Origin of the sequence: Klebsiella sp. WP8-S18-ESBL-06, assembly GCF_014169755.1 — a bacterium.
GTDB lineage: Bacteria > Pseudomonadota > Gammaproteobacteria > Enterobacterales > Enterobacteriaceae > Kluyvera > Kluyvera ascorbata_B.
The window spans coordinates 684,587-710,190 of record NZ_AP022256.1 but is presented as its reverse complement, the minus strand read 5'-3'; the positions used below and the strand labels follow the sequence as shown (position 1 = coordinate 710,190).

The 25,604-nt window shown below is 54.7% G+C and carries 22 protein-coding genes; 9 read left to right on the top strand and 13 right to left on the bottom strand.

What is annotated here, in order from left to right; all coding sequences use genetic code 11:
• The first annotated feature begins 116 nt into the window (after positions 1-116).
• Positions 117-275, top strand: coding sequence for a hypothetical protein (locus H7R76_RS03445; protein WP_181212931.1), 159 nt, complete (start codon positions 117-119; stop codon positions 273-275).
• Here the strand turns inward: H7R76_RS03445 and H7R76_RS03440 are convergent.
• Both H7R76_RS03440 and H7R76_RS03435 read right to left on the bottom strand, forming a co-directional pair.
• Positions 272-886, bottom strand: a complete 615-nt coding sequence (locus H7R76_RS03440; protein WP_181561949.1) for a Fic/DOC family protein — start codon at positions 884-886, stop codon at positions 272-274. The two genes, H7R76_RS03445 and H7R76_RS03440, sit on opposite strands and share 4 nt — an antisense overlap.
• Before the next feature lie 4 nt (positions 887-890).
• Entirely contained in the window at positions 891-2,207 is a 1,317-nt protein-coding gene (locus H7R76_RS03435) for a tyrosine-type recombinase/integrase (protein ID WP_181561948.1), read from the bottom strand.
• 453 nt (positions 2,208-2,660) lie between these two features.
• Between H7R76_RS03435 and H7R76_RS03430 the strand changes: the two genes are divergently transcribed.
• The 5 genes from H7R76_RS03430 (at position 2,661) to H7R76_RS03410 (ending at position 9,158) form a co-directional block, all read left to right on the top strand.
• Complete coding sequence (locus H7R76_RS03430; RefSeq protein ID WP_106927072.1) at positions 2,661-4,313, top strand: ATP-binding protein; 1,653 nt, start codon at positions 2,661-2,663, stop codon at positions 4,311-4,313.
• Positions 4,306-5,007: a response regulator gene (locus H7R76_RS03425; protein ID WP_182929994.1), complete on the top strand. Its 702-nt coding sequence runs from the start codon at positions 4,306-4,308 to the stop codon at positions 5,005-5,007. Before H7R76_RS03430 ends, H7R76_RS03425 begins: the two co-directional genes overlap by 8 nt.
• Positions 5,008-5,203: 196 nt before the next feature.
• Complete coding sequence (locus H7R76_RS03420) at positions 5,204-6,247, top strand: ABC transporter substrate-binding protein (protein WP_502711066.1); 1,044 nt, start codon at positions 5,204-5,206, stop codon at positions 6,245-6,247.
• Positions 6,248-6,325: 78 nt separating this feature from the next.
• Positions 6,326-8,095 (top strand): ABC transporter permease, encoded by a 1,770-nt coding sequence (locus tag H7R76_RS03415; protein ID WP_182929992.1) that lies wholly within the window; start codon positions 6,326-6,328, stop codon positions 8,093-8,095.
• A complete protein-coding gene (locus H7R76_RS03410; RefSeq protein ID WP_106927079.1) occupies positions 8,088-9,158 on the top strand; it encodes an ABC transporter ATP-binding protein in 1,071 nt (356 codons plus the stop codon). The genes H7R76_RS03415 and H7R76_RS03410 overlap by 8 nt, the downstream gene beginning before the upstream one ends.
• Before the next feature lie 64 nt (positions 9,159-9,222).
• Here H7R76_RS03410 and H7R76_RS03405 read toward each other — a convergent pair whose 3' ends face one another.
• From H7R76_RS03405 to H7R76_RS03390, 4 genes are all read right to left on the bottom strand, one after another.
• On the bottom strand, positions 9,223-9,609 hold the full coding sequence (locus H7R76_RS03405) for a hypothetical protein (RefSeq protein ID WP_106927081.1): 387 nt from the start codon (positions 9,607-9,609) through the stop codon (positions 9,223-9,225).
• Positions 9,610-10,393: 784 nt separating this feature from the next.
• Complete coding sequence (locus H7R76_RS03400) at positions 10,394-10,693, bottom strand: DUF1889 family protein (RefSeq protein WP_106927083.1); 300 nt, start codon at positions 10,691-10,693, stop codon at positions 10,394-10,396.
• Between the two features lie 180 nt (positions 10,694-10,873).
• Entirely contained in the window at positions 10,874-12,427 is a 1,554-nt protein-coding gene (locus tag H7R76_RS03395) for a peptide MFS transporter (protein WP_182929991.1), read from the bottom strand.
• Positions 12,428-12,918: 491 nt separating this feature from the next.
• Entirely contained in the window at positions 12,919-13,683 is a 765-nt protein-coding gene (locus H7R76_RS03390) for a siderophore-interacting protein (RefSeq protein WP_182929990.1), read from the bottom strand.
• Positions 13,684-13,919: 236 nt separating this feature from the next.
• Here H7R76_RS03390 and H7R76_RS03385 point away from each other — a divergent pair, with 236 nt between their 5' ends.
• Positions 13,920-14,489: a PadR family transcriptional regulator gene (locus H7R76_RS03385; protein ID WP_106927089.1), complete on the top strand. Its 570-nt coding sequence runs from the start codon at positions 13,920-13,922 to the stop codon at positions 14,487-14,489.
• Here H7R76_RS03385 and H7R76_RS03380 read toward each other — a convergent pair.
• Complete coding sequence (locus H7R76_RS03380; protein WP_182966967.1) at positions 14,486-16,006, bottom strand: methyl-accepting chemotaxis protein; 1,521 nt, start codon at positions 16,004-16,006, stop codon at positions 14,486-14,488. The genes H7R76_RS03385 and H7R76_RS03380 overlap by 4 nt on opposite strands.
• Before the next feature lie 346 nt (positions 16,007-16,352).
• Between H7R76_RS03380 and ygjG the strand changes: the two genes are divergently transcribed.
• Positions 16,353-17,744: a putrescine aminotransferase gene (gene ygjG / locus H7R76_RS03375; protein ID WP_182929989.1), complete on the top strand. Its 1,392-nt coding sequence runs from the start codon at positions 16,353-16,355 to the stop codon at positions 17,742-17,744.
• Between the two features lie 38 nt (positions 17,745-17,782).
• Here the strand turns inward: ygjG and H7R76_RS03370 are convergent, their stop codons facing one another.
• From H7R76_RS03370 to H7R76_RS03345, 6 genes are read right to left on the bottom strand one after another with little or no spacing between them, the layout of a single operon-like run.
• A complete protein-coding gene (locus tag H7R76_RS03370) occupies positions 17,783-18,718 on the bottom strand; it encodes a DUF1861 family protein (protein WP_227673940.1) in 936 nt (311 codons plus the stop codon).
• Positions 18,694-19,752 (bottom strand): glycoside hydrolase family 130 protein, encoded by a 1,059-nt coding sequence (locus H7R76_RS03365; protein ID WP_182929988.1) that lies wholly within the window; start codon positions 19,750-19,752, stop codon positions 18,694-18,696. The genes H7R76_RS03370 and H7R76_RS03365 overlap by 25 nt, the downstream gene beginning before the upstream one ends.
• On the bottom strand, positions 19,733-21,319 hold the full coding sequence (locus H7R76_RS03360; RefSeq protein ID WP_182929987.1) for an alpha-amylase family glycosyl hydrolase: 1,587 nt from the start codon (positions 21,317-21,319) through the stop codon (positions 19,733-19,735). The genes H7R76_RS03365 and H7R76_RS03360 overlap by 20 nt, the downstream gene beginning before the upstream one ends.
• Positions 21,320-21,330: 11 nt before the next feature.
• On the bottom strand, positions 21,331-22,158 hold the full coding sequence (locus H7R76_RS03355; protein WP_182929986.1) for a carbohydrate ABC transporter permease: 828 nt from the start codon (positions 22,156-22,158) through the stop codon (positions 21,331-21,333).
• The gene (locus H7R76_RS03350; RefSeq protein ID WP_182929985.1) at positions 22,159-23,025 is read right to left on the bottom strand and encodes a carbohydrate ABC transporter permease; all 867 of its coding nucleotides are present in this window, start codon (positions 23,023-23,025) and stop codon (positions 22,159-22,161) included.
• Between the two features lie 10 nt (positions 23,026-23,035).
• A complete protein-coding gene (locus H7R76_RS03345) occupies positions 23,036-24,325 on the bottom strand; it encodes an ABC transporter substrate-binding protein (RefSeq protein ID WP_182929984.1) in 1,290 nt (429 codons plus the stop codon).
• 266 nt (positions 24,326-24,591) lie between these two features.
• On the opposite strand from H7R76_RS03345, the gene H7R76_RS03340 reads away from it, so the two are divergent.
• Positions 24,592-25,581, top strand: coding sequence for a LacI family DNA-binding transcriptional regulator (locus H7R76_RS03340; protein ID WP_353654612.1), 990 nt, complete (start codon positions 24,592-24,594; stop codon positions 25,579-25,581).
• Positions 25,582-25,604: the final 23 nt, after the last annotated feature.

The following is a 25,604-nucleotide window of genomic DNA, read 5'->3' as shown; positions in this document are numbered from 1 at the left end:
AATGATCAGATCGCGCAATCCGGGCTGAGTTCCCTTTCAGTGATCTACTATTCCGCGCAGCTATTTAGACTTAGCCTGTACCACTATTATAGCCAGATAGCATAAGGAGTCCTCAGATGAGTAGCCAATCGACATTACCGCAAGTTACAAAAGCACAGATTTATCGCGCCGTTGCCAGCTCAACCGCGATCGAAACCGGTGCTTCAGTGCAAAAAATTGAGCAGCAACTCAAAAAAAATCAGGCACAAGCGAAAGCCGTTGGACTCGCTCGCTAGTCTGGCAAGATATCACTCACCAGCTGTTTCATAGGGTTGTAGTTCCCAGAAACACCCGCCTGTATTGCCTTGAAGTAAAATGCCTTGTGCTCATCCCACAGGCTGTAGTCTAGTAAGCCCTTCCCCGCCAGAACCGACAGCACATCGCAAAGTAGCCGCGACAGACGCCCGTTACCTTCTCTGAATGGGTGGATCAAAATAAACTCCACATGGCATTCAGCCAGATAACTAACCAGCTCCGGACGAGCCAGGGATTTCAGTTCACCAGACTGGGAGAGAAACAGCCTCTCAAAACCATCTAGAAGCAGCGGAATCCTGTCAGCAGCGGCAAACTGAAAGCCATCCTTAGTCAAGTTGGCATTACGCAACCTCCCCGCCCAGTCGTACACATTCCCCAGCCATTGGCGATGCCACCCGCTGATATGCTCAAAAGCCAGAGCCGCTGGCAGTTGGCCTTCGATAAATAGCTGTTCATAAAGCATCAGCAGCAGGCCAGATTCCAGAGCCTCCATTTCCTCTTCATCAGTGATCCCTAACTTATTAGCCAGCACCAGGTCTCCAGAACCCGGTTGATACCGCTCTTCTGCTGAATTAAGCTCATATCTTGCCAAGCTCTTACCTCCGTCCAAACAAGTTCACAACGTTGTTTTCCTGCTGTCGCTGATAGTTGTTGACCCTATCTTCCCAAATCTCAAGCGCCCTGCGCTTTTCAGGCAAGTAATCATAACGATCATAGTGTTTCGAGCTGACGTCATTCAAAGCGTGATTCTGGATACGGTCGCGGATCTCTTTGCTGATCCCCGCCTCTCCCATCAGCGTTTTACAGGTGCGACGTAAATCTCGTGCCGTAAAAACTTTAAACTCCGGATTAAAAGCCCGAAAATACATGATGGAACGCGCCAGACTATCGGTGCGCACTGGGCGCTCACCGTTTGTTGATAGCGGGAAAATATAGGGGCTGTTACTTTCCTTAGTGAGTTCTTTAACAGAGGCTAGTTCACTTAATGCCGATTCAGTCAGTGGGATCAAATGCTCACGCTTGTTTTTCGATACATCGGCAATGACCAGCAACGTCTTTTGCTGCCAATCAATCGCGCTCCACTGGCTGGCTATCATTTCGAACGGGCGCTGCCCGCCAGCATAAACACAGAAGCGGATTAGGTGCTGCATCAGCGGCCCAACGTTGGTAGCCTGAGCGAACTGCTCCATGACAAAACGAAGCTCTTCCAGCGTTAACCATGTATCACCCACTTTTTCTGCCGAGGACTGTTTCGGTATGGCCGATACCGGATTAACTTCAAGCCCGAACGTAATGCCCACGCTGGTATTCATCGGATCGTTATCGGCCTTCAGACCGTAGTTAAATGCCGCCATAAGGTAGGAACGAATTCGGTTCGCATGGACTACAGCATCACGCTGGATAATACCTGAGAGAATGGTCTTGATCTGCAGAGGTGTTACATCCTTCGCTTTGGTTTCGCGAGGAATAACCGTATAGCACTCTCTTTCCATGCGCTTCAATACATCAGCCCACGTCCGCTTGTTGTCGAGCTTCATCTTATTGACGTAACCATGCACCAGTTCTTCAAACGATCCCTGAGAACGATGCAACTGCATAATGTGCTGTTCGGCCAGGCGCTGTTGCTCAAGCTCTTGCTGGGGCTCTTTTCCTTCAACAAGCCAGGCACCATACTTTTTCGCCAGCTCATTGGCCGTCACCAGTTTCATCTCAGGCCAGATGCCCAACTGGATGAACTTCTCTTTCTTCCCTTTCTCAACGTAGTAACGGAAATAAAAAACTTTGCTGCCAGAAGGCTGAACCTTAACGCCAAGCCTGCCAGTACCACGTTGAGCACTGTTGCTCCACACGTAGTACGCCGTGCTTTTTGTCTTCAATCCACGTATAGCAGTCTCAGTAAGATTAGCGGCCATGAGTTTACCTTTCTAAGATAAGCGTTACCTGACCCGATGCCCATTTCGGGTCAGGTAATGGGTCAGGTAAGGATAGTACAATGAGGAAATAAGAGAACCAATCAGAAACAAAAATAATTTCATAACCAATTGATTATAGACAATTAAAAATACAAACAGAGACAATGGCGAACAATTAAAAACATGCCGATTTTATGACTCATAATCGCTTGGTCGTTGGTTCAAACCCAACAGGGGCCACCAAATTTTAGCTTTAACGTCATATCATTAAGCCACTTCCAGCGAAGTGGCTTTTTTGTTGGTTTTCCTACCCGGCTCCTTTTTGTCCCCACCGCGGCCCATCATCACAGAACGTAGGCAGTTCACAACTCTGCAGTCCCTCAATTACGCTGCGGATTTTCGCATGATAGGCTTTCCGAACGACCCTTTTCAGCTCAGGCCGCTGCGGATCCTATGAAACTCAAATTATCCTTCCAGGTGAAGCTCTTTCTCGCACTGGTGGTTTTTTCCTGTCTGCTGCTGGCGCTATTGGGCACGCTGCTCTTCCACTTTATTGACCGCCAGTTGCACCATGATTTAGGTCAGCGCGCCCGCGTACAGGCTAGCGAGATAGCATTAATGCCCGGGCTTGCGGAAAAGGTGCTGCAGCGCGATATTCCCGGCATTGCGCGGCTTATTCAGCCGCTGCGCGCCGAAAGCGATGCCAGCTATATTGTGATTGGCGACGTTCACGAACAGCATCTGTACCACTCGGAATCACCGGAGCGCCTTAATCTGCCGATGATCGGCGGGGATAACCGCGACGTACTCAACGGCAAAACCATTATCTCGGTGCGTAAAGGAGGGATTGGCGTGTCGCTGCGCAGCAAAGCCCCCATTTTCGATAGCCAACATCGGGTTATCGGTATCGTCTCCGTTGGCTACCTCACCTCTTATATCGCCAATATTAACGCCCGTTTGCTATGGCGAACCGCGCTGTATGGCTTCGCCCTGCTCCTGATGCTGTTTATCTTTTCCTGGCTGCTGGCTCGCACGCTGAAAAAGCAGATGTTCGGCCTGGAGCCCAAAGATATTGCCCAACTGGTATTGCAGCAAAAAGCGCTGCTTGAGGCCATGTATGAGGGGGTGTTTGCGGTCAACGTCGATAAACAATTAATCCTGATCAACCGCGCCGCGAGGGAAATGCTCAATATTCCCCACAGCGAGCAAGCGCTGCTGGGCAAGCCGCTTGATGAGGTTATTCAGCTGCCGCCGTCGTTTTTTGCGCCGGGTAATACCGCTTATGATAGCCGCCATCACGATCACATCACCGTCCTGAATCAACGGGAAACCATCGTCAACCGGGTCGCCATTGAAGTCGAGCCCGGGGTTCCCAGCGGCTGGGTATTCAGTTTTCGCGATAAAAACGATATCAATACGCTCAGTAGCCAGCTGAGTCAGGTAACCCGCTACGCCGATAATCTGCGCATCATGCGCCATGAGCAGCTTAACTGGACCGCCACGCTGGTCGGCCTGCTGCAAATGCAGCGCTATGACGATGCGCTACGCTACATTCAGGTACAGGCGGAAGGTGCCCAGCAGGTGCTGGATTTTCTCTCCACGCAGTTTGTCTCTCCTGCCCTGTGCGGCCTGCTGCTGGGGAAATATGTCAGCGCCCGCGAAAAGGGCGTAGAGCTACTTTTCGACCCGGCCTGCCAGCTTTCTCGTCTGCCGGAAGGGCTGAGCGAAACCGAGCTGATGTCAGTCATCGGCAACCTGGTGGATAACGCCGTCGATGCCACGCTAAAAACATCCGCACGCGCCACGCCGGTTGACGTCTACATTTCAGATAGAAACCACGAGCTGGTTATCGAGGTCGCCGACCAGGGCTGCGGCGTCGATGAAAGCATGAAGCCGTATATCTTCGAGCAAGGCTTCACCAGCAAGACGTCCACAGGATGCGAACTCACCGGTGCAGAACATGGCATCGGCCTCTACCTCGTGGCGGGCTACGTCCGGCGTGCCGGCGGCAGCATCGAAATGAGCGATAACGCTCCGCAGGGAACCGTGTTTACGGTTTTCCTCCCATTCAATGCCCCTCCTTGTGCAGGATTTTCCTATGACTGATATCCGTCCTCTTGAGGTTGTGATTGTTGAAGATGAGCCGCATCTGGCGCAGCTGCATCGGGAGTATATTGAGCAAAATTTTCATCTGCGAGTGGTCGGCATCGCCGGTTCGCTGGAACAGGCCCGCGAGCTGATTTCCCGCCACCAGCCGCGTCTGGTACTACTGGACAACTATTTACCGGATGGTCAGGGCGTTGAACTCATCGACAGCCCGTTGCTCAAGCAGTTTGGCTGTGCCGTCATTTTTATAACCGCCGCCAGCGATATGCAAACCTGTAGCCATGCCATGCGCAGCGGCGCGTTTGACTATCTCATTAAGCCGGTTTTTTCCCATCGTCTGCGCGCTTCGCTTGAACGCTTTATGCTGTTGGAGCACACGCTGCGCCAGGTGAAGGTTGTCGACCAGCGCGCGCTGGACAAACTGTTTAATTTACCCGCAGGCGATGCCTCAGCAGCACCGTCGACAAAGGGGATCGAGCCCGCCACGCTGGCACGCGTCAAACGTCTTTTCAGCGAGCGCCCGGAGTTTAGCTGGTCCGTCGAACAGATCGTAGAAGAAGCCGGGATAAGCAAAACGACAGGACGTCGCTATCTGGAATACTGCGTGGAAATCGGCTTTATTACCATCGAAATTCAGTACGGCAATATTGGTCATCCACGCCGTTTATACCGTAAAAAAAACGACGCTAATTAACTTCGCGCACGCGGTTTCTATGGTGTTAATTGCTGAAAAAACGCCAACTATCACATTTCGGCCAGCCCGCGCTGGCCCCCCTCTTGTCACCTTTGCCGCGTCAGCTATGTTGGCTTTTAGTTCTTCAAACGTAACTAAAAGGTTAATAATAATGTCGAACGTATTCCGTATTTCTCTGCTCTCTGCTGCTGTGTTCATGTCATCCTCCGCGCTGTCCGCTCTGCCGCAGGGCTATCCGGCCGACTATCAGAAGGTCGTTGATGCCGCCACGAAAGAAGGCAAAGTGGTGATTTACTCTACCACCGACACCAAAGCGGCCGGGCCGCTTATTCAGGGTTTTGAAGCCCTCTATCCCGGCATCAAAGTCGAATACAACGATATGAACAGCACCGAGCTGTACAATCGCTTTATCAGTGAACAGGCCGCCGGTGGCGGCAGCGGCGACGTCGTCTGGAGCTCCTCGATGGACACCGCGCTGAAGCTGGCGACCGACTACGCCCAGCAGTACGTTTCGCCGGAACAAAGCCAACTGCCAAAATGGGCGGTCTGGAGCAATAAAGCCTATGGCACCACCTACGAGCCGGTGGTGTTTATCTACAATAAGCGCCTCATCCCGGCGAATGAAGTGCCGGATTCTCACGCCGCGCTGGCCAAGCTGATCGCCAGCCAGGTCGACAAATTTAAAAGTAAGGTCACCACTTACGATATCGAAAAATCCGGGCTCGGCTTCATGTTGTCGGTACAGGATTACAAGGCCGATCCGCACTACTTCAAAACGCTGGCCGATGTCGCTAAAGGCGGCTTAGCCGTGCAGTCATCTACCGGCACGATGATGGAGCGGGTATCCTCCGGCGAAAACTTAATTGGCTTCAATATCCTGGGGTCCTACGCTGAAGCGCGAGCCAAAACCGATCCGTCGCTGGGCATTGCCTATCCGAAGGACTACACCCTGGTGCTGTCGCGCGTCTCCTTCATCAGCCAGCAGGCAGAACATGCTAACGCCGCAAAACTGTGGCTGGACTACGTTCTGTCTGAAAAAGGGCAAAACATTCTGGCCAACCAGGCGGATATCCCCTCCATCCGTAACGACATCGATGGCAAAAATGACATCGACGGCATGACCAAAATGCTGGGCAACGCGCTGAAACCGATCCCGGTTGATGAGTCGCTGCTTGAATACCTGCAGCCGAAAAAACGTCTGGACTACATCAAACAGTGGCGTGAAGCCGCGGCCAAATAAACGCGTAACCTAAGCGCGCCGTTCGCCGGCGCGCTTGCTGCTCGCTACCTGAATTCGTGTTATCGGATCTCTTCGCTTATGAATGCATTACGCAGAAAGTGGCAAAGCCTGCCGCGCGGCGTCGTCGTGCTGCTCACCGCGCTGGTTATCTACACGCCGCTGTCCTTTATTGTGATCCAAAGCTTCCTGTCCGCGCCCTTCTTTTCACCGGCAAAGACCTGGAGCCTGGAATCCTTCGGCTTCATTTTTACCGACCCTGACTTCTACAAGGCGCTGAAAAGCGGGTTTATTCTGGCTTTCGGCCTCGTCATCATCGCCATCCCTCTCGGCGGCGTGCTGGCGTTTCTGATGGTGCGCACCGATCTCCCCGGCAGACGGTTAATTGAACCGCTGATCCTGGTCCCCATTTTTGTCTCGCCGATGGTGCTGGCATTTGGCTACGTGGTCGCCGCCGGTCCCGTGGGTTTCCTGTCGCTGTGGGCGCAGTCGCTGATCGGCTTCGTCCCGTGGAACATTTACGACATGTCGAGCATCGTGGTCATCGCCGGGCTGACCCACGTTCCGCACGCCTATCTGTACATCTCTTCGGCGCTGCGCAGCGTGAGTTCGGACGTCGAAGAAGCCGCGCGGATCGCCGGTGCGTCTCCGCTACAGGTCATGACCTCGGTCAGCCTGCCGATGGTCCGGCCGTCCATTCTGTATGCCATTGTGCTGCTGTTTTTCCTCGGCCTGGAAGTCTTCGGCCTGATGCTGGTGCTGGGCGATCCGGAAGGCAACATGGTACTGGCGACTTACCTGTATCAGCTCACCAATAAGCTTGGTACGCCGTCTTACCATCTGATGGCCGCGGTGGCGGTGGTGCTTATCTGCCTGACTATTCCGCTGGTCATGCTGCAACGCCGCCTGATGCGTACGGCGAACCGCTTTGTCACCATGAAGGGAAAGGCCTCACAGGCGCGCGCGCTGCCGCTGGGGAAATGGCGCTGGGTGGCAGGGGCGGTAGTCGCCTTCTGGCTCACCGTGACCATCGGCGTCCCGCTGATGGGCGTGGTGCTCCGCGCTTTTATCTCCAACTGGGGCGTTGGCGTGTCGCTCTGGGACGAGCTCTCGCTCAATACGTTCCGCACCATCTGGGCGCAGCCGAACCTGCTGCGGGCCATCGTCAACTCCATGGCCATTGGCGTGATCGGCGGCGCGCTGGCGGTGGGCTGCTATCTGTTTATTGGCATCGCGATGCACCGTAAACCGGATAACACCACGCGCTTCCTCGACTACAGCGTGCTGGTCCCCCGTGCGGTACCAGGCCTGCTCGCCGGTCTGGCATTTCTGTGGGTCTTCCTGTTTTTGCCGATGTGGCTCGATAACGCGCTGAAATCCGGCTGGCTTTCGGGCATGCCGTGGTCACAGTGGCTGCGCGATACCCTGATAGTCTGGCTGCGCTCGTTACGTAGCACCATTTTCAGCGTTTGGCTGGCCTACACGGTAGTGTGGATGGCCTACGGCCTGCGGCTGATTTCCTCAACGCTCCTGCAGGTCGGGCCGGAGCTGGAAGAAGCGGCGCGCAGTACCGGCGCGACGCGTGGACAAATCACCCGCCACGTCACCATTCCGCTTTCACGCTACGGCCTGATTGGTTCATGGCTGCTGATGTTCCTGATCTTCGAACGGGAATACTCAACGGGCGTTTACCTGCTGTCGCCGGGGACGGAAACCATCGGCTCGATGCTGGTGTCCCTGTGGGCGGCTGGCGCAATTGATATCGTTGCTGCGCTCTCGTTTATTAACATTCTGTTGGTGGTGGTCGGTCTGGGTGTGGCCCTTCGTTTTGGAGTGAAATTACATGATTGAATTATCGGTCGAAAACCTGCACTTAACCTACGGCGATAACCCGGTGTTAAAGGGCGTGACCATGAACCTTAAACGCGGCGAAGTGGTTTCTCTGCTGGGCCCCTCGGGCAGCGGGAAAACCACGCTGCTACGGGCGGTGGCCGGGCTGGAAAAGCCCACGCAGGGCGCAATTACCATCGGCAATCGCAAAGTCTACGACGGCACGCCGCGCAGCGAAATTCCGGCCGAAGAGCGCAATCTGGGGCTGGTGTTCCAGTCTTACGCCCTGTGGCCGCACAAAACCGTTTCTGAGAACGTGGCCTATCCGCTGAAGCTGCGCAAGGTTCCCGGTCCGGAGATCAACAAACGCGTGCAGGACGTGCTGGATCAACTGGGTCTGGGGCACCTGGGCAAGCGCCACCCGCACCAGCTCTCCGGCGGCCAACAGCAGCGCGTTGCCATTGGCCGCGCGCTGGTCTACAACCCGCCCGTGATTCTGCTCGATGAACCGCTGTCCAACCTTGATGCGAAGCTGCGCGAAGAGGCGCGCGTGTTCCTGCGCGAGCTGATCATCAAACTGGGGCTTTCTGCGCTGATGGTGACCCACGATCAGAACGAAGCGATGTCAATTTCCGATCGTATTCTGCTGCTCAACAACGGCAAAATTGAGCAACAGGGCACGCCGCAGGAGATGTACGGGTCACCGAAAACGCTCTTCACGGCCGAGTTTATGGGCAGCAACAACCGGCTGCACGGCAAAGTGACCGAGATTCGGGACGGCAAAGCGCGTATTGAAGGCCAGGGCTGGACGCTGTGGGGCCAGGCGGGTGAAGGGATACAGGTGGGTCATGAAGGCACCGCGGTGATCCGCGTCGAGCGCGTGGCGCTGGTCGAGGGACCGGGGGAGAATCAGCTGGCGCTGCCGCTGCTCACCAGCATGTATCTTGGTGACCGCTGGGAGTACCTGTTCCGCACGCCGGGCGATAACTTTGTTATCCGCGCTTACGGTAACGATGTACGCGGTTCACAGCACTGTCATCTGGCACTGCCGGAACAGCACGTCTGGGTGTTTCCAAAATCCTGACGACAAACAGGGGCGGCGATTGCCGCCCCGAAGCCCGATCATAAGCGGCATCCCGCCATCGCGCTTAGCGGGCCCCGCCATCGTTACCGATTTCGTAACCGTCCAGATATGCCTGCGCCATCGCTTCGTGGTTGACTAAAAAACGCGACTGCTCCAGGCTCGGATGCAGTCTGTGGGACTCGGTTTCGACATTTTCAAATAACATAGTGAGTTTGCCCGTGTCGTGGTGATGGCCTTGCGTCATACCGTCCATACAAGCCTCCATCAGCATGCCGGACGTTTCATTCGTACGAACGGGGGAATATGCCAGTTCGGGCTTCTCTTTTAGCGCTTGTTCAATAAAGGCATAGGCCTGGCCCACGACCTGCAGACAATCATCGGCGTGCTGTTTTGCCCAAGCGGTATGTGACGCGGTAGTTATGACTATGGCAGCCAGAATGTGAAATCTCATTAGTAATATCTTGTTAAACTTATAATAAAGTAAAACCGGCGCCAGAAATGCGCTGGTTTTTTAGCCTGTCGCTGTGAATGTTGAAATGGGTAACGCTAACCACATCATGCGTGAAATCAGGGGTTAAAACTGCTCGCATTAATATTGGAATGTTTCATCGGCATCACGCTCAAACAACATTAATAAATAAACACATGAACATGTATAAAATAAGATCATAACGCTAAAAAAACGCCATGTTATTTATACTTTGTTATTCAATGGAAATAATATTGTTAAAAAATAACAAATGATTAAACACAATGGATTTCGAATGAAATCCATTTAATAGAAATGCCCCTTTACTGTTTCGTGAATAATATTGCCACGTTACGCACCGGATAAGGCATTATTTTTCAGAAGAACATTGAAATAATTAACTGACTAATGAATCTTTCACAGTGCGCTTGCCGCCTGCACCTTCTTGCCTTCCTGACAATCAAAGCAGGAGAAGATGAAAATAAGGTTTTGAATAATTCATATTTTAATCAATACATCTGAAATCATAATAAAAACCAATTCAGGATAATTCCGCTGTTCACCACAAAATATATCCACAATACAGTTCACGGCAACTGAATCACATTTATGGCATAGCTTAACCGCCGTAGAGATTAAATAACCGCCATCATCATACTCGCTGTCCGGGCTATTTATCGGTATTTGAGGCAACAAAAAGCCACTACAATGAGTGGCTTCGGCAGGCGGATGCTTTCACATCCGCCTTATCGGCATACAGGACGGTTTATACCAGAGCGCGCAGCTCTTCACGTATGTAATCGGAAAAATATTCCGGGTTTTTAATCAGCATATGATCGCCAGAGCCGACCTTCTCGGCCCAGCCCACAACCTTCTGGGTAAACCCGGCGTTCCAGCCATCGCGATCGCCTCGTGCCGTAATGTCGGCAGCGCTCACCGGCGTACCCAGTTCGTTCAAATACTTGAGAATTCCCTTCGCTGTACTTTCGTCCATAGACTGTGGCACCGGCTCAGACGTATTCATACCACCAATAAAATCCAATGCTTTATCAATGACTGCTGGCATATTCATGTCCTTAAATTAACCACGTAGTAAACAAGTCTATACTATTGCCCGGAATCAGCAGCGATTACAAAGAAACAGCTCACGTTATTGCACTTTTTCGTGAAGTATCCCCCGTTTTATCGTTTTACGGACAAAAAAAAGCCGGCACCCAAGCGCCGGCTGATACCGCAGAAAGAACAATCAGGCGTGAGTGGTCGGGCTCTGCTCCGCGCTGGATTTGCTGTTTTCCAGCATCCGGCGTACCGGCACAATCAGCACGCACAGCACTGCCGCGCAAATCAGCAGCGCGATAGAGCAGCGGGCAAACAGATCCGGCAGCATGTCCAACTGGTCAGCCTTAACGTGGCCACCAATCAGGCCCGCTGCCAGGTTACCCAACGCGCTGGCGCAGAACCACAGGCCCATCATCTGGCCGCGCATTCTTTCCGGCGCCAGCAGCGTCATGGTCGCCAGGCCAATCGGGCTCAGGCACAGTTCACCGAGCGTCAGCATCAGGATGCTGCCCACCAGCCATAGCGGCGATACGCCAGCCCCGCCGTTGCTCAACACGTTCTGTGCCGCCAGCATCATCAGGCCAAAGCCCGCCGCCGCACACAGAATACCGATAACAAACTTGGTGATACTGCCTGGACGCACGTTCCGACGCGCCAGCGCAGGCCAGGCCCAGCTAAACACCGGAGCCAGCAGAATGATAAACAGCGCGTTAATCGACTGGAACCACACCGCCGGGATCTCGAAATCACCGATCATGCGGTTAGTGTAGTCGTTAGCAAACAGGTTGAAGGAGGTGGGCTTCTGCTCGAACGCCGACCAGAAAAACGCGGCGGACACCAGCAGGATAAAACACACCAGCAGGCGCGCGCGTTCTTTACGGCTCAGGCCCGCAAAGGCAAACAGATAAACGAAGTACAACGCGACCGACGCGGCGATCACGTACACCAGCACGCTCGCCACCGCGACCGGGTTAATCACGATGATACCCAGGGCAATCAGAGTGATAATGACCGCTACGCCAACCGCCAGCGCCAGCAGCCAGGCCCCCACGCCGTTCTTCTTAGCGACCGGGCTATTCCAGGTGGAATCCAGCCCAACTTCGCTGTCGTAACGTTTCATCGCCGGCACAGCGAACACGCGGAAGATAACCAACGCCACCAGCATCCCGATACCGCCGATACCGAAGCCCCAATGCCAGCCGTGTGACTTGATCAGCCAGCCGGAAATCAACGGCGCGATAAACGAGCCCATGTTGATGCCCATGTAAAACAGCGAGAAACCGCCGTCGCGGCGGGCGTCGCCTTTTTTATACAGCGTACCGACCATCACGGAGATACAGGTTTTAAACAACCCCGATCCCAGAACGATAAACATCAGGCCGATAAAGAACAGGTTGTCGCCCATAAAGGCGGAGAGCGCAATCGACAGGTGACCCAGCGCAATCAGAATTGAGCCGTACCATACGGCTTTTTGCTGACCAAGCCAGTTATCTGCCAGCCAACCGCCCGGCAGCGCCGCCAGGTACATCGTGCCGGCAAAGATACCCACAATGGCCGACGCATTCTCACGCGCTAACCCCATGCCGCCGTCATACACGGTCGCGGCCATAAACAGGATCAGGAGCGGGCGAATGCCGTAAAACGAAAAGCGCTCCCACATTTCGGTAAAGAACAGCGACCCGAGCGGATACGGGTGACCGAAAAAGGTACGGCTTTCGTGTTTGTTAACAGAGGAATGCATAGTTTCTCCAGAGAAGGTGCGTTGTAACGCAGGTAAGTCGTGTAAGCAGGCTAGTCATTTTCTAATTTTGTCGAAATTTCACATTAAGCTCGGTGTTTTTTAACCATTTGATAACCATAATATGGTCATGTCTAGCCCCTTCACCGCTATTTTTAGATGAAAACTCGACAAACATCTAGTTTTATAGATTTTGCATTGGCAAAACGCTTAAGGTGATTGACATCACAATATCATGCAAACATTGTTTTATTTACCATATAAAACAAACAATTATCAAATCAAAACTCGACAATAATTGCGTCAAAGACGGGGAAAATAAAAGTATAAAAAGTAGGGAAAAGAGCCTCTTCAACGGTACATAACCGATAAGTGGCAATAATGATCGCAGCAAGATTGCTGCTGTCGGGAGGCCTTGAAAATGGCGCAAGAACGCGCCATTGATATCGGCAGCCGCAGCAAAATCATCGGCGGCCGCAGGAGGAAAAATAGCGTTATTTTGCGTGCCAGTAGGCGCTGGAACGCACCAACTGAGGGTCGAGGTCGTCGGTCACAAAATCGTCGGTCAGTTTTTTGACCACCTTACCCTCGCCGGTCAGCCAGATAAAGTAATCTGACTCAGGAACCTTAAGCTGCGCCAACCGCGCGGCCACGGCGGCGCTATCATATCCACTAATCCACTCGATGTTCACGTCATCAAATCCGGCCAGATAGGCTTTGTCCGCCGTATTCCCCACCATCACCAGCGCAGTCACCTGCGGACGCTTTGCTAGCGCACTCAGCGCTATCAAGCGGCGACGCAGCGCCGGCAGACCGGTTTCATCGCAAACGTAAAGCTGCCATGCATAATCTTCTGGCACAATCAGCGAGCCGCGCGGCCCGCCGAGGGTTAACGTATCGCCCACTTTGGCATTCATCGCCCAGCGGCTGGCGACGCCCCCTTCGTGAATAAAGAAATCGTAGGCCAGTTCATGACGCTCAGCGTTGTACAGCGGCGTGTAGTCTCGCGACTGTGGGCGAACGCCTTCGGCCCACACAATCCCTTCATCAGTCACCGTCGGCGGCGTGATGTTCATCCCGGCCTCAGGGAAAAACAGCTTGGTGTGGTCATCAAAACCGCGCGAGCTAAAGCCATCAAGCGCTTCACCGCCCAGCACAACGCGCTGAAAAGCGTCGCTGATACGCTCGACGCGCAGCACCGTCAGTTCGCGAAAGCGAAGTTCATTACGTACGCGCTGTGGGTACTTTTTTTCTTTCATCTGGCGTCTCTCTCACAAATAGATATATCTAAACAATTTGCAAATGATAATGATTGCTAGTTAAACAGAAAGCAAGCAGTTTTTATGATATAGCGATAAATGAGTAACAAAAAACCGACACAACAAAAAATAACAAATATTATCAATCAATTAAAAAAATTACTTATTTCTGCATTGCTAAATTATCATTATTAGATATAAATTAGATATATCTAAATAACGATAAGGAAAAAACAATGAAACCTTTCTCTGATACTGAACATCGTGGCCGTGGTCATCGCGGCGGGCATCGCGAGTGCGAACACCGCGGCGGGCATGGTGAGGGCCACGGCGGCGGACGTCGCCAGCGTTTCTTCGGCCACGGTGAGCTTCGTCTGGTCATTCTCAACATCGTGAAGGATAACGCCAGCCACGGTTACGAGCTGATTAAGGCCGTTGAAGCCTTGACCCAGGGCCACTATAGCCCGAGCCCGGGAGTGATCTATCCGACGCTTGATCTGTTGCAAGATCAGGGGCTGATTACCGTGCACGAAGAGGATGGCGGCCGCAAAAAGATCGCCATTACCGCCGAAGGAACGCAGGCGCTGGCGGAGAGCGAAGAACAGCTGGCGCAGATTCAGGTGCGTCTGAAGGCCAGAATGGTCGGTCACGAACTGCGTAAGCACCCACAAATGAAGCGCGCCCTGGATAACTTCAAGGCCGTACTCGACCTGAAAGTTAACCAGGAAGAAATCAGCGACGCGCAGCTCAAGCAGATTGTCGGCGTCATCGACCGCGCGGCGCTGGAGATTTCACAGCTGGATTAGTGCAGTACGGTGACGGCATCCTGAAGTCGGCTGGCGCGGTGCTTAACCATCGCCGATACGTTGGCGCTTTCCGCCACCAGCCCGGCATTCATCTGGGTGATTTCATCGAGCTTCGATACCGCACGGGTTAACTCAGAAAGCCCGGTCGCCTGCTCGGAGGTTGACTGGCTAATCTGTGCAATCAGTTGGGTGACATTCTGTACCTGCGAGACAATGTCATCCATCGTTTGCCCTGCCGCATGCACCTGCTCGGATCCCGACCGTACCTTGCTGGCGCTGGCTTCTATCAGTTGACGAATTTCGTTGGCCGCCGTTGCGCTTCGACTGGCCAAATGTCTCACCTCGCCGGCCACAACCGCAAACCCTTTCCCCTGCTCTCCCGCCCGCGCGGCTTCTACTGCCGCATTTAGCGCCAGGATATTGGTCTGGAAGGCAATATCGTTAATCAACGTCGTAATCGAGCCGATACGCTGGGTGCTGTCGGCAATCTCTTCCATCGTCTGTACCACCCGGTGCATCGCCTGGCCGCCCTGCGCCGCCGCGCCGCTGGCGGCCAGCGAGAGCTGGTCGGCCTCCGCTGCGGTCTGCGAGTTATTCTGCACCGACGTGGCCATCTGGCTCATGGTGGCCACGGTCTGCTGGACGTTAACCACCGTTTCCTGCGTGCGCTGATTCAGGTCTTCGTTACCGCGCGCCAGCACATCACTGCCGTTGCTCACGCTATTGACCTGGCTTGAGACATCGTTAATCAGCCAGCGGCACATCAGGCCCAGCTGGCCTACGGCGCGCAGCATCAACCCCAGTTCATCGCTACGCTGCAGATGCTCTACGCTATTACGCTCGCCGGTCGCAACGCTCAGCGCCTGACGCGCAACGTTTTCAATCGGGCGAACGATCTGCCATTCAAACACCGCCGTTGTCAGCAGCAGAATCAGCGCTGACACCAGTACCGCCGACACCGGCGTGCTCAGCGCCAGCAGACTCGCCGCCAGCAGCAGATAAAATCCCAGCATTACGCTTCTGGCGCGCCAGCGCAGCGGGAGCGCAGACAGACGGCCCCACCAGCGTTTGCTTACGACCAGACCTTTATCGAGGCGTTTATGGCTGCGCGCTTCACGCAGCGCCTGATACAGCGGCTCGACGGCGGCCACCTCTTCGGCCGTCGCACGCGTCCGAATCGACATATAGCCGATCGTTTTACCATTACGCACCTGCGGGATAGCGTTCGCGCGCACCCAATAATGGCCGCCGTTTTTTGGCTGATTTTTGACAATGCCGCTCCACGGTTCCCCCTGCTTGAGCGTGCGCCACATATCGGCAAACGCCGCCTTGGGCATATCCGGGTGGCGCACCAGGTTGTGCGGTTTGCCGTGCATCTCTTCGCGGCTGTAGCCGCTGACCTTCACAAAGTCATCGTTGACGTGGGTAATGTAGCTATTGAGGTCAGTGGTCGACATAAGCGTGGTGTGTTCGTCCAGCAGGGAGGCGGACGCGTTCAGATCGGACAGGGTAGACATACGGACATCCTTTTCAGGTGCAGAAAGAAAATGTATTACAATTGTTATATCGGAGGGATTTTAATTAATCTTAATTGTTAATTTTGCGTTAGATCGCAAAATGAGCAAAAGCCCTACTTTTTTTATGCCGCGCTATCCTGGCGCAAAACCTGCCCTCTCATGGCGCAGCGTGCCCTCTTCCGATACCGCCCCCAAATGCCCCTCCGCTGCGCTGGACGATTAAATCTTGTACACCCCCGTTCTTCACAGGCGTTTATCCCGATTTTCATTGCCGCCACTGAAGTGGCGTAATCCCTGCAATACTTAATCTCAGTATCGTGTGATACGTGACCCCCAGGAGCATATTTTGAACAGGTTACCTTCCAGCGCATCGGCTTTAGCCTGCAGCGCACACGCACTGAATCTCATTGAAAAGCGCACGCTTGACCATGAGGAGATGAAAGCACTTAACCAGGAGGTCAGGGAATACTTTAAAGAGCATGTGAATCCGGGGTTTTTAGAGTACCGAAAATCTGTAACTGCCGGTGGGGATTACGGAGCCGTAGAGTGGCAGGCGGGAGGATTAAATACGCTTGTCGACACCCAGGGCCAGGAGTTTCTGGATTGCCTGGGCGGTTTTGGTATTTTCAACGTGGGGCACCGTAATCCAACTGTGGTTTCCGCCGTACAGAATCAGCTCGCCAAACAGCCGCTTCACAGCCAGGAACTGCTTGATCCGCTGCGCGCCATGCTCGCCAAAACGCTGGCCGCACTGGCACCGGGCAAACTGAAATACAGCTTCTTTAGCAACAGCGGCACCGAGTCCGTCGAAGCCGCCCTGAAGCTGGCGAAGGCGTATCAATCGCCGCGCGGCAAATTTACCTTTATCGCCACCAGCGGCGCGTTTCACGGTAAATCGCTTGGCGCGCTTTCCGCCACCGCCAAGTCAACCTTCCGCAAGCCCTTTATGCCGTTGCTGCCAGGCTTCCGCCACGTACCGTTCGGCAATATTGACGCGATGCGCACGATGCTCAGCGAGTGCCAGAAAACGGGCGACGACGTCGCGGCGGTAATTCTGGAGCCTATTCAGGGTGAAGGCGGTGTGATCCTGCCGCCGCAGGGATATCTGCCCGCGGTGCGTAAGCTGTGCGACGAGTTCGGCGCGCTGCTGATTTTTGATGAAGTGCAAACCGGCATGGGCCGTACCGGTAAAATGTTCGCCTGTGAGCATGAAAACGTGCAGCCGGACATTCTGTGCCTGGCGAAAGCCCTTGGCGGTGGCGTCATGCCGATCGGTGCCACAATCGCCACCGAAGAGGTGTTCTCCGTGCTGTTCGACAACCCGTTCCTGCACACAACCACCTTTGGCGGCAATCCGCTGGCCTGCGCGGCAGCGCTGGCAACCATCAACGTACTGCTGACTGAAAATCTGCCTGCCCAGGCGGAACAGAAGGGCGATATGTTGCTGGACGGCTTCCGCTCAATGGCGCGTGAATATCCAGACCTGGTGCGGGAAGCGCGCGGTAAGGGGATGCTGATGGCTATCGAGTTTGTCGATAACGAAATCGGCTACAACTTTGCCAGCGAGATGTTCCGCCAGCGCGTTCTGGTGGCCGGCACGCTCAACAACGCGAAAACTATCCGCGTTGAGCCGCCGTTAACGCTGACGATGGAACAGTGTGACCAGGTGCTGAAAGCGGCACGTAAAGCGCTGGCAGCTCTGCGCGTTAGCCAGGATCAGCTTACCACCGAGCAGTAAACTCACGCCCCCTACGACAGCGTAGGGGGGCGTTATTTTTATTCGCCGCTAAACGGTGAAGCGATGTCCAGCCACTGCACCTCGCAATCGCTAGTGCCGCAAAACAGACGCGTTTCGCCCGTTTCACTTTCCAGTAAACCGCCTGGAAATACCACGTCCCGTAAATCATCACGTTTGCTCTCGCCGGGCAAAAAATCGTCCCGACAGGCGATAATGGCCATCGGGCTGCTCACCCCCTGCTGATAGTCAAAGAGAAAGCGGGCCGCGTAGTAATGCCGGTTGCCCTGCTCGTCATATCGCGCCACGTGCGCCAGCGCGCCGACCCGCCCATCCGGCAACACCCGCGCTTCGTTCACCCCGCACCAGCACAACGGATCAACGTGATCGATGAGCGTAGCGTTAGCGAGAGTCTGCGCGTTGAGATCCTCCAGCCGCGATAAGAGTACCCAGCCGATGGTGCCGCGTCCGCCGGGCTCTCCCTGTGGACGGGTAAAGACCAGAAGACGCCCATCGGGCAGCTCAACCGGGCGGATATCCTTCATCCCCCACGGGCCGGTTGCCACCGGACGCAGTGCCGAAATGCAGGGGCCCGCGAAGAACTGCGTCCGCCAGCAAACCTCGCCTTCCGGCATAAAGGCAACCTCTACGCCGCCGAACAGCAGATGTCCGCCAATCCGACCCACGAAAGGATCCTGCAACGCATACGTCGGCATATCGTCCAGCAGCGCGGCAGCATTAAGGCCGTCCCAGGCGAAAAAGCGTACCTGAGATGCCTCGCTGTCGCGCGCCTCCGTCCGCGCGGCAATACACCATCGCTCGCCATCGCTGAACGGTGCGGTGGGGTTATAGACGTCAAGCCCATCAACGCCTGAGAAGCGTATTTTGCCACGGCGTCCCGTTTGCGGCCGCGCCCGGTAGTGCTGGTAGAGGTCGTCAACGTTGTCGCGCATCACGCCAGCCCGAGATGCTGCCACAGGGCATCCATCGGCAGCGTCGCCAGCGCGGTGCATTCATCCGCCGCGCCGTACCAGACGTGCAGCGTATCATCGCGGACCAGCGCCCCACAGGTGAACACCACGTTGCCAAAGAAACCTTCGCGTTCGTACGGGGCGGTGGGCTCCAGCAGCGGTACCGGCGATTTGGCCAGAATCTTCAGCGGATCGTGAAGATCGAGCAACAGCGCCCCCAGGCAATAACGCTGATCGGCATCAACGCCGTGGTAGATCTCCAGCCAGCCGCGATCGGTTTTAATCAGCGGCGCGCCGCCGCCGGACTTACGTGAGTCCCACTCGTCGCCAGAGCGACCCAGCAGATGCTGATGGTTCCCCCAGTGCAGCATATCGGGAGACTCGCAGATCCAAATCTCCGGATGGCCAAAGTGGCACGGCGCGGGACGGGTAAGCGCCATATAACGGCCACCGACTTTTTCCGGAAAGAAGCACACGTCGCGGTTATCCGGGCACAGAATCAGCCCGCGCTTTTCTACCGAAATAAAGTCGCGGGTGGTCGCCAGCGCCGTAGAGATCCCCAGCGACGAAACGGCGGAGTAGTTGATGTACCAGAGATCGTCGATCCGGGTAATACGCGCATCTTCGCAGCCAAACTCTTCATAGCGGCTATCGGCGATGATAAAAGGCTGGGTATCAATGGTGAAATTTACGCCGTCCTTGCTGCGCGCCAGACGCAGATGGGACATCGAGGTCAGCCAGACCACCGCCGGATCGCTTTTCAGTACGATGGTGCGGGGATCGCTAAAGTCGAAGCGGTCGTCGCCGCGATCGAAGGTTTTCGTCGCCTGCTGCCAGCCTTGCGCCTGCCGTTCCAGCAGCGGCACGACGATCTGCTGCGGGTTATCGCTCAGCACGCTTTCCGCCACGCGCAGGAGCAGAATAATTTCGCCGTTGTATTCGGTCACGCCGGTATTAAAGACACACTCAACTTTGCGCCCCGGCAGAGAAGGCACCACGTCTTTTGGGGTGATAAGTGGATTACCGCTGTGTCTGTTCATGAACGCTCCTTTTCATCAGAATTTGATTTTTGCCCAACCGCTGGGCGTCTGTGCCGTACAGCACGTCGGCGGCGATATCCCGTAAGGGGTTCGGCACCGGCGAGCCAAAATTGATGGCGACCCAGACGCACTCGCTGGCCGTCTGGCGCGTAAAGCAGATACAGTCGTCCGTCAGCGACAGCGGGCTGCTCTCTCCCTCGCGGAGCGCTGCCGTAGCGGCGCGCAGCGCAATCAGCGACTGGTACTGCCGCCAGAGGGAGCCCGGCGTCTCCTGCTGCCATTGCGCATTGAGTTCGGGGTAGTCGGCGCACACGGGCATCCAGGGTTCAACGGTTGAGAACCCCGCATACGGCGCATCGCACCACAGCAGCGGCGCCCGCGAAGCATCGCGCGAATGCGCAATGGCCTGCGCCAGCGCGTCGTCTGCCTTAGCCCCCTGCTGCCTGGCGGTGTGATAGTGGGTTTTTCCCTGAATATCAAAGATCTGCTCCACGGTCTGCGCACGGTAGTCCGGCATACCCAACTCTTCGCCCTGGAAGATGAACGGTACGCCACGCACCGTCAGCTGCAGCGCCAGCACCGCCAGCGCGCGTTCGGTATCACGCGGGCCTTCGCCAAAGCGGCTAATCATTCGCGGCATGTCGTGGCTGGAGAAAAACAGCGTCGGCAGCCCGCTCTGCTGGACCCGCGTGGCGTTAATCTGCTCGCACAGCCGCGCAATATCGAAGGTCTTCTGGCTGCCGATATTGAAATTGAACACCACGTCCATCAGATCGCGGCGCTGGTAGCGCGCCAGAACATCCAGTTCATCGCTGCCGATTTCGCCAATCAGAAACGTCTCGCCCTGCTGGCGCACGTAGCGGCACAAGCGCCCCAGCGTGGCGATGATATCGGGCTGGTTGACATCGAACGCATGGCGCTGTTCGTTGTGCTCATCCGGGTTGTCCGGGCCGATGCCGTTGGTGGTCAGAAAGTTAATCACATCAAAACGGAAGCCGTCGACGCCCAGCGCTTTCCAGAAATCAACCACTCGGTAGATTTCCTGCTCGACCTTGGGATTCGCCCAGTTCAGGTCAACTTGTTCCGGTGCGAACTTATGGTAGTAGTACTCGCCGGTGTCCGGCTCAGCCTGCCAGGCGCTGCCGGAAAAAAACGACTGCCAGTTGTTCGGCTGCTTGCTGAACAGGAAGTAATTACGATAGCGGCTGTCAGGGTTATTCCAGGCATCGCGAAACCACGGATGCGCCGAAGAGACGTGGTTTACCACCAGATCGATAATCACGCGAATGCCGCAGGCGTGGCAGCGCGCCACGACCTCACGGAAATCGGCCAGCGTGCCAAAGCGCGGGTCGACGGCGCAGTAGTCGCTGATGTCGTAGCCGTTATCCACCAGCGGCGAAGGGTAAAACGGCGTTATCCAGATAGCGCCGACGCCCAGCGCTTTCAGGTAGCCCACTTTGGACAGCAGACCGGGAAAATCACCCAGCCCGTCGCCGTTGCCGTCGCAAAACGACGGCAGATAGATTTGGTAGCAGGTGCACGCCTGCCACCAGGGTTGATGACTCACCGGTTAATTCCTTATTTCAATGATAACGACATGCCCTGCAGGAAATATTTGCGGAAGAGGATAAACAGCACCACTACCGGCAGCATTTGCACGACTGCGCCCGCCATCACCGGGCCAAGATAGACGCCGTAGGATTTACTGAACGTCGCCAGCAGCACCGAGAACGGCATCTTGTCGACGTCACGCATCACGATAAGCGGCCACAGAAAGTTGTCCCACGAGCTGGAGAAAGTGAAGAGTGCAACGATGGCCAGAATGGATTTGTTCAGCGGCATCATCACATGGCGCAGAATGCCCCACAGGCTGGCGTGGTCAAGGCGTGCGGCGTACAGGTAATCGTTCGGCGTGCCCTTAAAGCTCTGCGACACCATGAAAATCCCCCATGCGCTCATGGCGTAGGGCAGAATCATCGCGCTATAGCCATTCACCAGCCCCAGCTCACGCATCAGCACAAACTGCGGAATAATGAACATAAATACCGGGAAAACCATCTGCACAATCAGCAGGTTACGGAAAGCACTTTTCCCACGAAACTCAGTTTTCGCCAGCGCATAGCCCACCAGCATCGAGGTCACGGTCACGCAGACGGTAATGGTCATGGAGACAAACAGCGAGTTAACCAACGTGCGCAGGAAGGGTTTATCCGCCCGGTTACTGTTATCAAACAAGAAGGTGTAGTTCTCCAGCGTCAGATGGCCGGAAAACAGCCCGGTGGTGTAAATCTCCGCCGTCGGCTTCAGCGAAGAAATCGTCATCCAGATAAACGGATAGAGCCAGCTTAGCGCCAGTAAAAACATCACCGCATGAATTACCAGGCTCAGGGGAGTGAGTTTTTTCATTCACACAATCTCGATATTCTTCTCAAACAGTTTACGGAAAACCCAAATGGCCAGGAAACTGCAGCCCGCGACAATAATGGACATCGTTGCCGCCCAGGTGGGTTTCATATTCTGGAAGGCCGCTTCGTACATCACGACCATCGGGCTGGTGGTGCTGTTCAGCGGGCCGCCGCCGGTAATTAAATACGGCTCGGTAAAAATGCTGAACGCCACGGTTATCGCCAGCACCATGACCATCACAATCTGCGGATTCATCATCGGCAGCGTAATGGCCCAGCCTTGTTTAAAACGCCCGGTTTTATCGAGCATTGCCGCACTGTAAATATCATTAGGAATAGCCTGCATGCCGGAATAAAGAATAAGCCCGTAATAGCCGACAAATTTCCACGTAACGATCAGCGCAATCGATAACATGGCGCAGTCGGGGTTGGTAAACCACGGCACCGAGACGCCAATAGATTCACGAAGAAATTGATTCACTGGCCCATATTCACTAAACAGCTTCGAGAAAACGATGGAATAGGCGACGCCAGACGAAATATTGGCTAATAAAAAACTGAGCGCAATAAAGCTTTTGCCGTATTTAATTCGCCGCAACCCGGCGGCAAACAGCAGCGAAGCGATAAAGACAATCGGGATATACCACATCAGAAAGCGACAGATATTCCACATCGACGTCCAGAAAAGCGCATCATTGACCACGCCAAGCAGGTTTTGTAGCCCCGAAAAACGGGGCGTACCGATAAACTGCCATTGGGTCACGCTCAGCACCGCCAGCCAGGCCAGCGGATAAAACCAGAACAGCAATGAATAACCGATCCATGTGGAGGCCAGCAGGCCTCCGGTACGGGAATCATATCCAGCCATGACGCGCCCCTTATTTCGCCAGCAGCTTATCAATTTCCTGCTGCGACTGTTCCAGCGCCTTCGCTGGGGCATCATTGTTGAAAATGACGCGCTCCAGCATCTGCGTCATGCTGCGCTGGATCTCCGTAGTTTGCGTGGTGGCAACCGGCGGCAGCGCAACGTCAACGTAGGAAGCGATGTCTTTTTCCAGCGGGTTCTGTGCGAAATAGTCGGTAAACAGCGGGTTGCTCATCAGATCGGCTCGCGCAGGCGGCATACCGGTCAGCTCAAGCCAGGTGCGGTCGTGCTCGGCATCGCCGAAGACCCACTGAATAAAGGCCCAGGCCTGCGTTTTATGCTTGCTGGAGCTGAATACAACCATCCCTTTACTGTCGCCAAAGGTGTGCGGATGGTCGACGCCGCTTTCGGTTAACATCGGGCCAATCTGGATGGTTTTCAGCACCTCAGGGTACTGCTTACGATAGCGCGCCAGGTCCCACGGCCCGCGAGCGGACGCCAGCACCTGGCCGGTCGCCAGCGGGTCATCGGCGGAAGTGAAGTCATAGCTGCTCCACTTGCTGTTAAATACTTTGCCCATAAACGTCAGCACGGCCTGACCCGCAGGGTTATTAAACTGTGCTTTCTGGTCCGCAATGTACGCTTTGCCGCCGTTCTGCGCGTAGTACAGCGGGATAAAGTCAAACCAACGTTCCCACCAGTTTTTACCCGCGGTCAGTTGCATAACGTAGCCGTTGTTATCCGCCGCCCGGCGTTCTGCCAGCTGATACAGCTCCTCATAGCGGGTCGGCGCATGGTCAAAGCCGTACTTTTTCAACAGGTCGCCGCGCCACCACCAGACTATCGGGTTAACATAAATCGGCAGCACGTTTTGCTGACCGTTGAGCTGCCAGGCCGGAATAATCGACGACATCTGCCGCGTTTTCACCAGTTCATCGAAGCCCGGCATTTTGGCTAAATCTTCAATTTGCCCGACATCAACCAGTTGACTGGCAAAGCCAATAAAAATATTACTGGAAATATCCGGCTCCGTTCCGGAAGCCAGGGCATTCATAATCGCTTCTTCAGAACTATTAGCCGCAGGAATAGTTGTAAATTCAACGGGCGTATGGGACGGGTCTTTATTCCATTCCGCCACCATTTTATTCCAGAAGGCTTCTTCATTTTCATTGGGCGCCACCCACATTTTAATCGGCGTTTTGGCATTATCCTGCGCATCTTGTTTATCATCCGGACCACATCCGGAAATACATAGACTCAGTAATATTGACGCCGTTAATTTAGCAACCGCTGCGACTTTCACGATATTTCTCCCTAACTCTCAATAAGTGTTATTGGCTTACCGCTACCCTGCTTTGAATGCTGCGTAAGCTAACATCCCTTTTTTATGTTTAACGTTAAACAAATCACAAAACTATTTTTGTTTAACGATAAACTCAGCCACCTATATCGAATAAGAGAAAATATAAATATATAAAACCAATGAATATAAAAAATAAAAATATAATTCATAATAATAACCCAAAGCCAAAGACAGAAAGAATAACCATTAAATCATTGGCGAAAGATATGGGTATTTCTCATACTACAATTTCAAATGCATGGAATAATCCTGAGAAACTCTCCGCCGAGCTGCGCGACCGTATTTTAAATTATGCGCAGACGATTGGCTTTCAGGGGCCGGATAAGCTTGCCCGCGCGCTGCGAACCGGAAAATCAGACACCATCGGCGTCATCTTTAACGATTCGATGAGCTACGTCTTTATCGACCCCCACGATATTAAACTGATGCGCGGGATCGCCGTGCGCTGCGAAGCGCAGAGTATAAATCTGGTGCTCATTCCGCTGCGTAAAGGCGCAGAAAACCAGACGCCCTCTCTGACCACGCTGGTCGACGGCTATATCCTGAACGCCACCCACAATAACGCGGCCGTTATTCAGCAAACCCTCGCGCGCCAATTGCCGGTGGTCACGCTCGATTTTCAGCTGCCGCAATACAGCAGCGTGTCGATAAATAACGCCGCCGCAATGCGCGATATCGCCACCTATCTGATCGGCAAAGGGCACCGCCGCTTTGGCATTATCGCCTTCGCCTCGCGCCCCGGCGCGCAGGGTATGCGACACCTCAGCCGCGCCGTCGCCGGCGATAATACGTTGATGCTGACGCGCGTTAACGCCTGTCGCGACGCCTTTCGCCAGCACGGCATTCCGCTGACCCACTGCTGGCTGTTTGAAACCCAGCACGACGAGCAGCACGGCGAGCTGGCCGCCGAGGCGCTGCTGAGCGAACACCCGGAAATCAGCGCGCTGATTTGCCTCTCTGACCGCTTCGCGCTCGGCGCGGTGCGCTACTGCCAGCAGCACCATCTTGCCATTCCGCAGCGGGTCGCCGTCACCGGCTTCGACAACATCATGCCCGTCGTTGGCGGCCTTGGCCTCACCACCATCGCTCAGGACGCCGAACATAAAGGCGAAATTGCGGTGGAATTGCTCCTGAAAAACGGGCCTGTCACCCACTATGCGCTGGAATATCAGCTCATCGCGCGGGAGACGGCCTGAGTGCCTATTGCTTAACAGAAGAG

What these genes read in the sequence shown, in the direction of transcription:
- H7R76_RS03400 (WP_106927083.1), bottom strand. Translation starts at nt 10,693, where the DNA reads ATGCCAGCAGTCATTGATAAAGCATTGGATTTTATTGGTGGTATGAAT.
- H7R76_RS03410 (WP_106927079.1), top strand. Translation starts at nt 8,088, where the DNA reads ATGATTGAATTATCGGTCGAAAACCTGCACTTAACCTACGGCGATAAC.
- H7R76_RS03420 (WP_502711066.1), top strand. Translation starts at nt 5,204, where the DNA reads ATGTCATCCTCCGCGCTGTCCGCTCTGCCGCAGGGCTATCCGGCCGAC.
- H7R76_RS03445 (WP_181212931.1), top strand. Translation starts at nt 117, where the DNA reads ATGAGTAGCCAATCGACATTACCGCAAGTTACAAAAGCACAGATTTAT.
- H7R76_RS03355 (WP_182929986.1), bottom strand. Translation starts at nt 22,158, where the DNA reads ATGAAAAAACTCACTCCCCTGAGCCTGGTAATTCATGCGGTGATGTTT.
- H7R76_RS03390 (WP_182929990.1), bottom strand. Translation starts at nt 13,683, where the DNA reads ATGAAAGAAAAAAAGTACCCACAGCGCGTACGTAATGAACTTCGCTTT.
- H7R76_RS03395 (WP_182929991.1), bottom strand. Translation starts at nt 12,427, where the DNA reads ATGCATTCCTCTGTTAACAAACACGAAAGCCGTACCTTTTTCGGTCAC.
- H7R76_RS03340 (WP_353654612.1), top strand. Translation starts at nt 24,592, where the DNA reads ATGGGTATTTCTCATACTACAATTTCAAATGCATGGAATAATCCTGAG.
- H7R76_RS03405 (WP_106927081.1), bottom strand. Translation starts at nt 9,609, where the DNA reads ATGAGATTTCACATTCTGGCTGCCATAGTCATAACTACCGCGTCACAT.
- H7R76_RS03365 (WP_182929988.1), bottom strand. Translation starts at nt 19,752, where the DNA reads ATGAACAGACACAGCGGTAATCCACTTATCACCCCAAAAGACGTGGTG.
- H7R76_RS03380 (WP_182966967.1), bottom strand. Translation starts at nt 16,006, where the DNA reads ATGTCTACCCTGTCCGATCTGAACGCGTCCGCCTCCCTGCTGGACGAA.
- H7R76_RS03350 (WP_182929985.1), bottom strand. Translation starts at nt 23,025, where the DNA reads ATGGCTGGATATGATTCCCGTACCGGAGGCCTGCTGGCCTCCACATGG.
- H7R76_RS03425 (WP_182929994.1), top strand. Translation starts at nt 4,306, where the DNA reads ATGACTGATATCCGTCCTCTTGAGGTTGTGATTGTTGAAGATGAGCCG.
- H7R76_RS03415 (WP_182929992.1), top strand. Translation starts at nt 6,326, where the DNA reads ATGAATGCATTACGCAGAAAGTGGCAAAGCCTGCCGCGCGGCGTCGTC.
- H7R76_RS03435 (WP_181561948.1), bottom strand. Translation starts at nt 2,207, where the DNA reads ATGGCCGCTAATCTTACTGAGACTGCTATACGTGGATTGAAGACAAAA.
- H7R76_RS03430 (WP_106927072.1), top strand. Translation starts at nt 2,661, where the DNA reads ATGAAACTCAAATTATCCTTCCAGGTGAAGCTCTTTCTCGCACTGGTG.
- H7R76_RS03385 (WP_106927089.1), top strand. Translation starts at nt 13,920, where the DNA reads ATGAAACCTTTCTCTGATACTGAACATCGTGGCCGTGGTCATCGCGGC.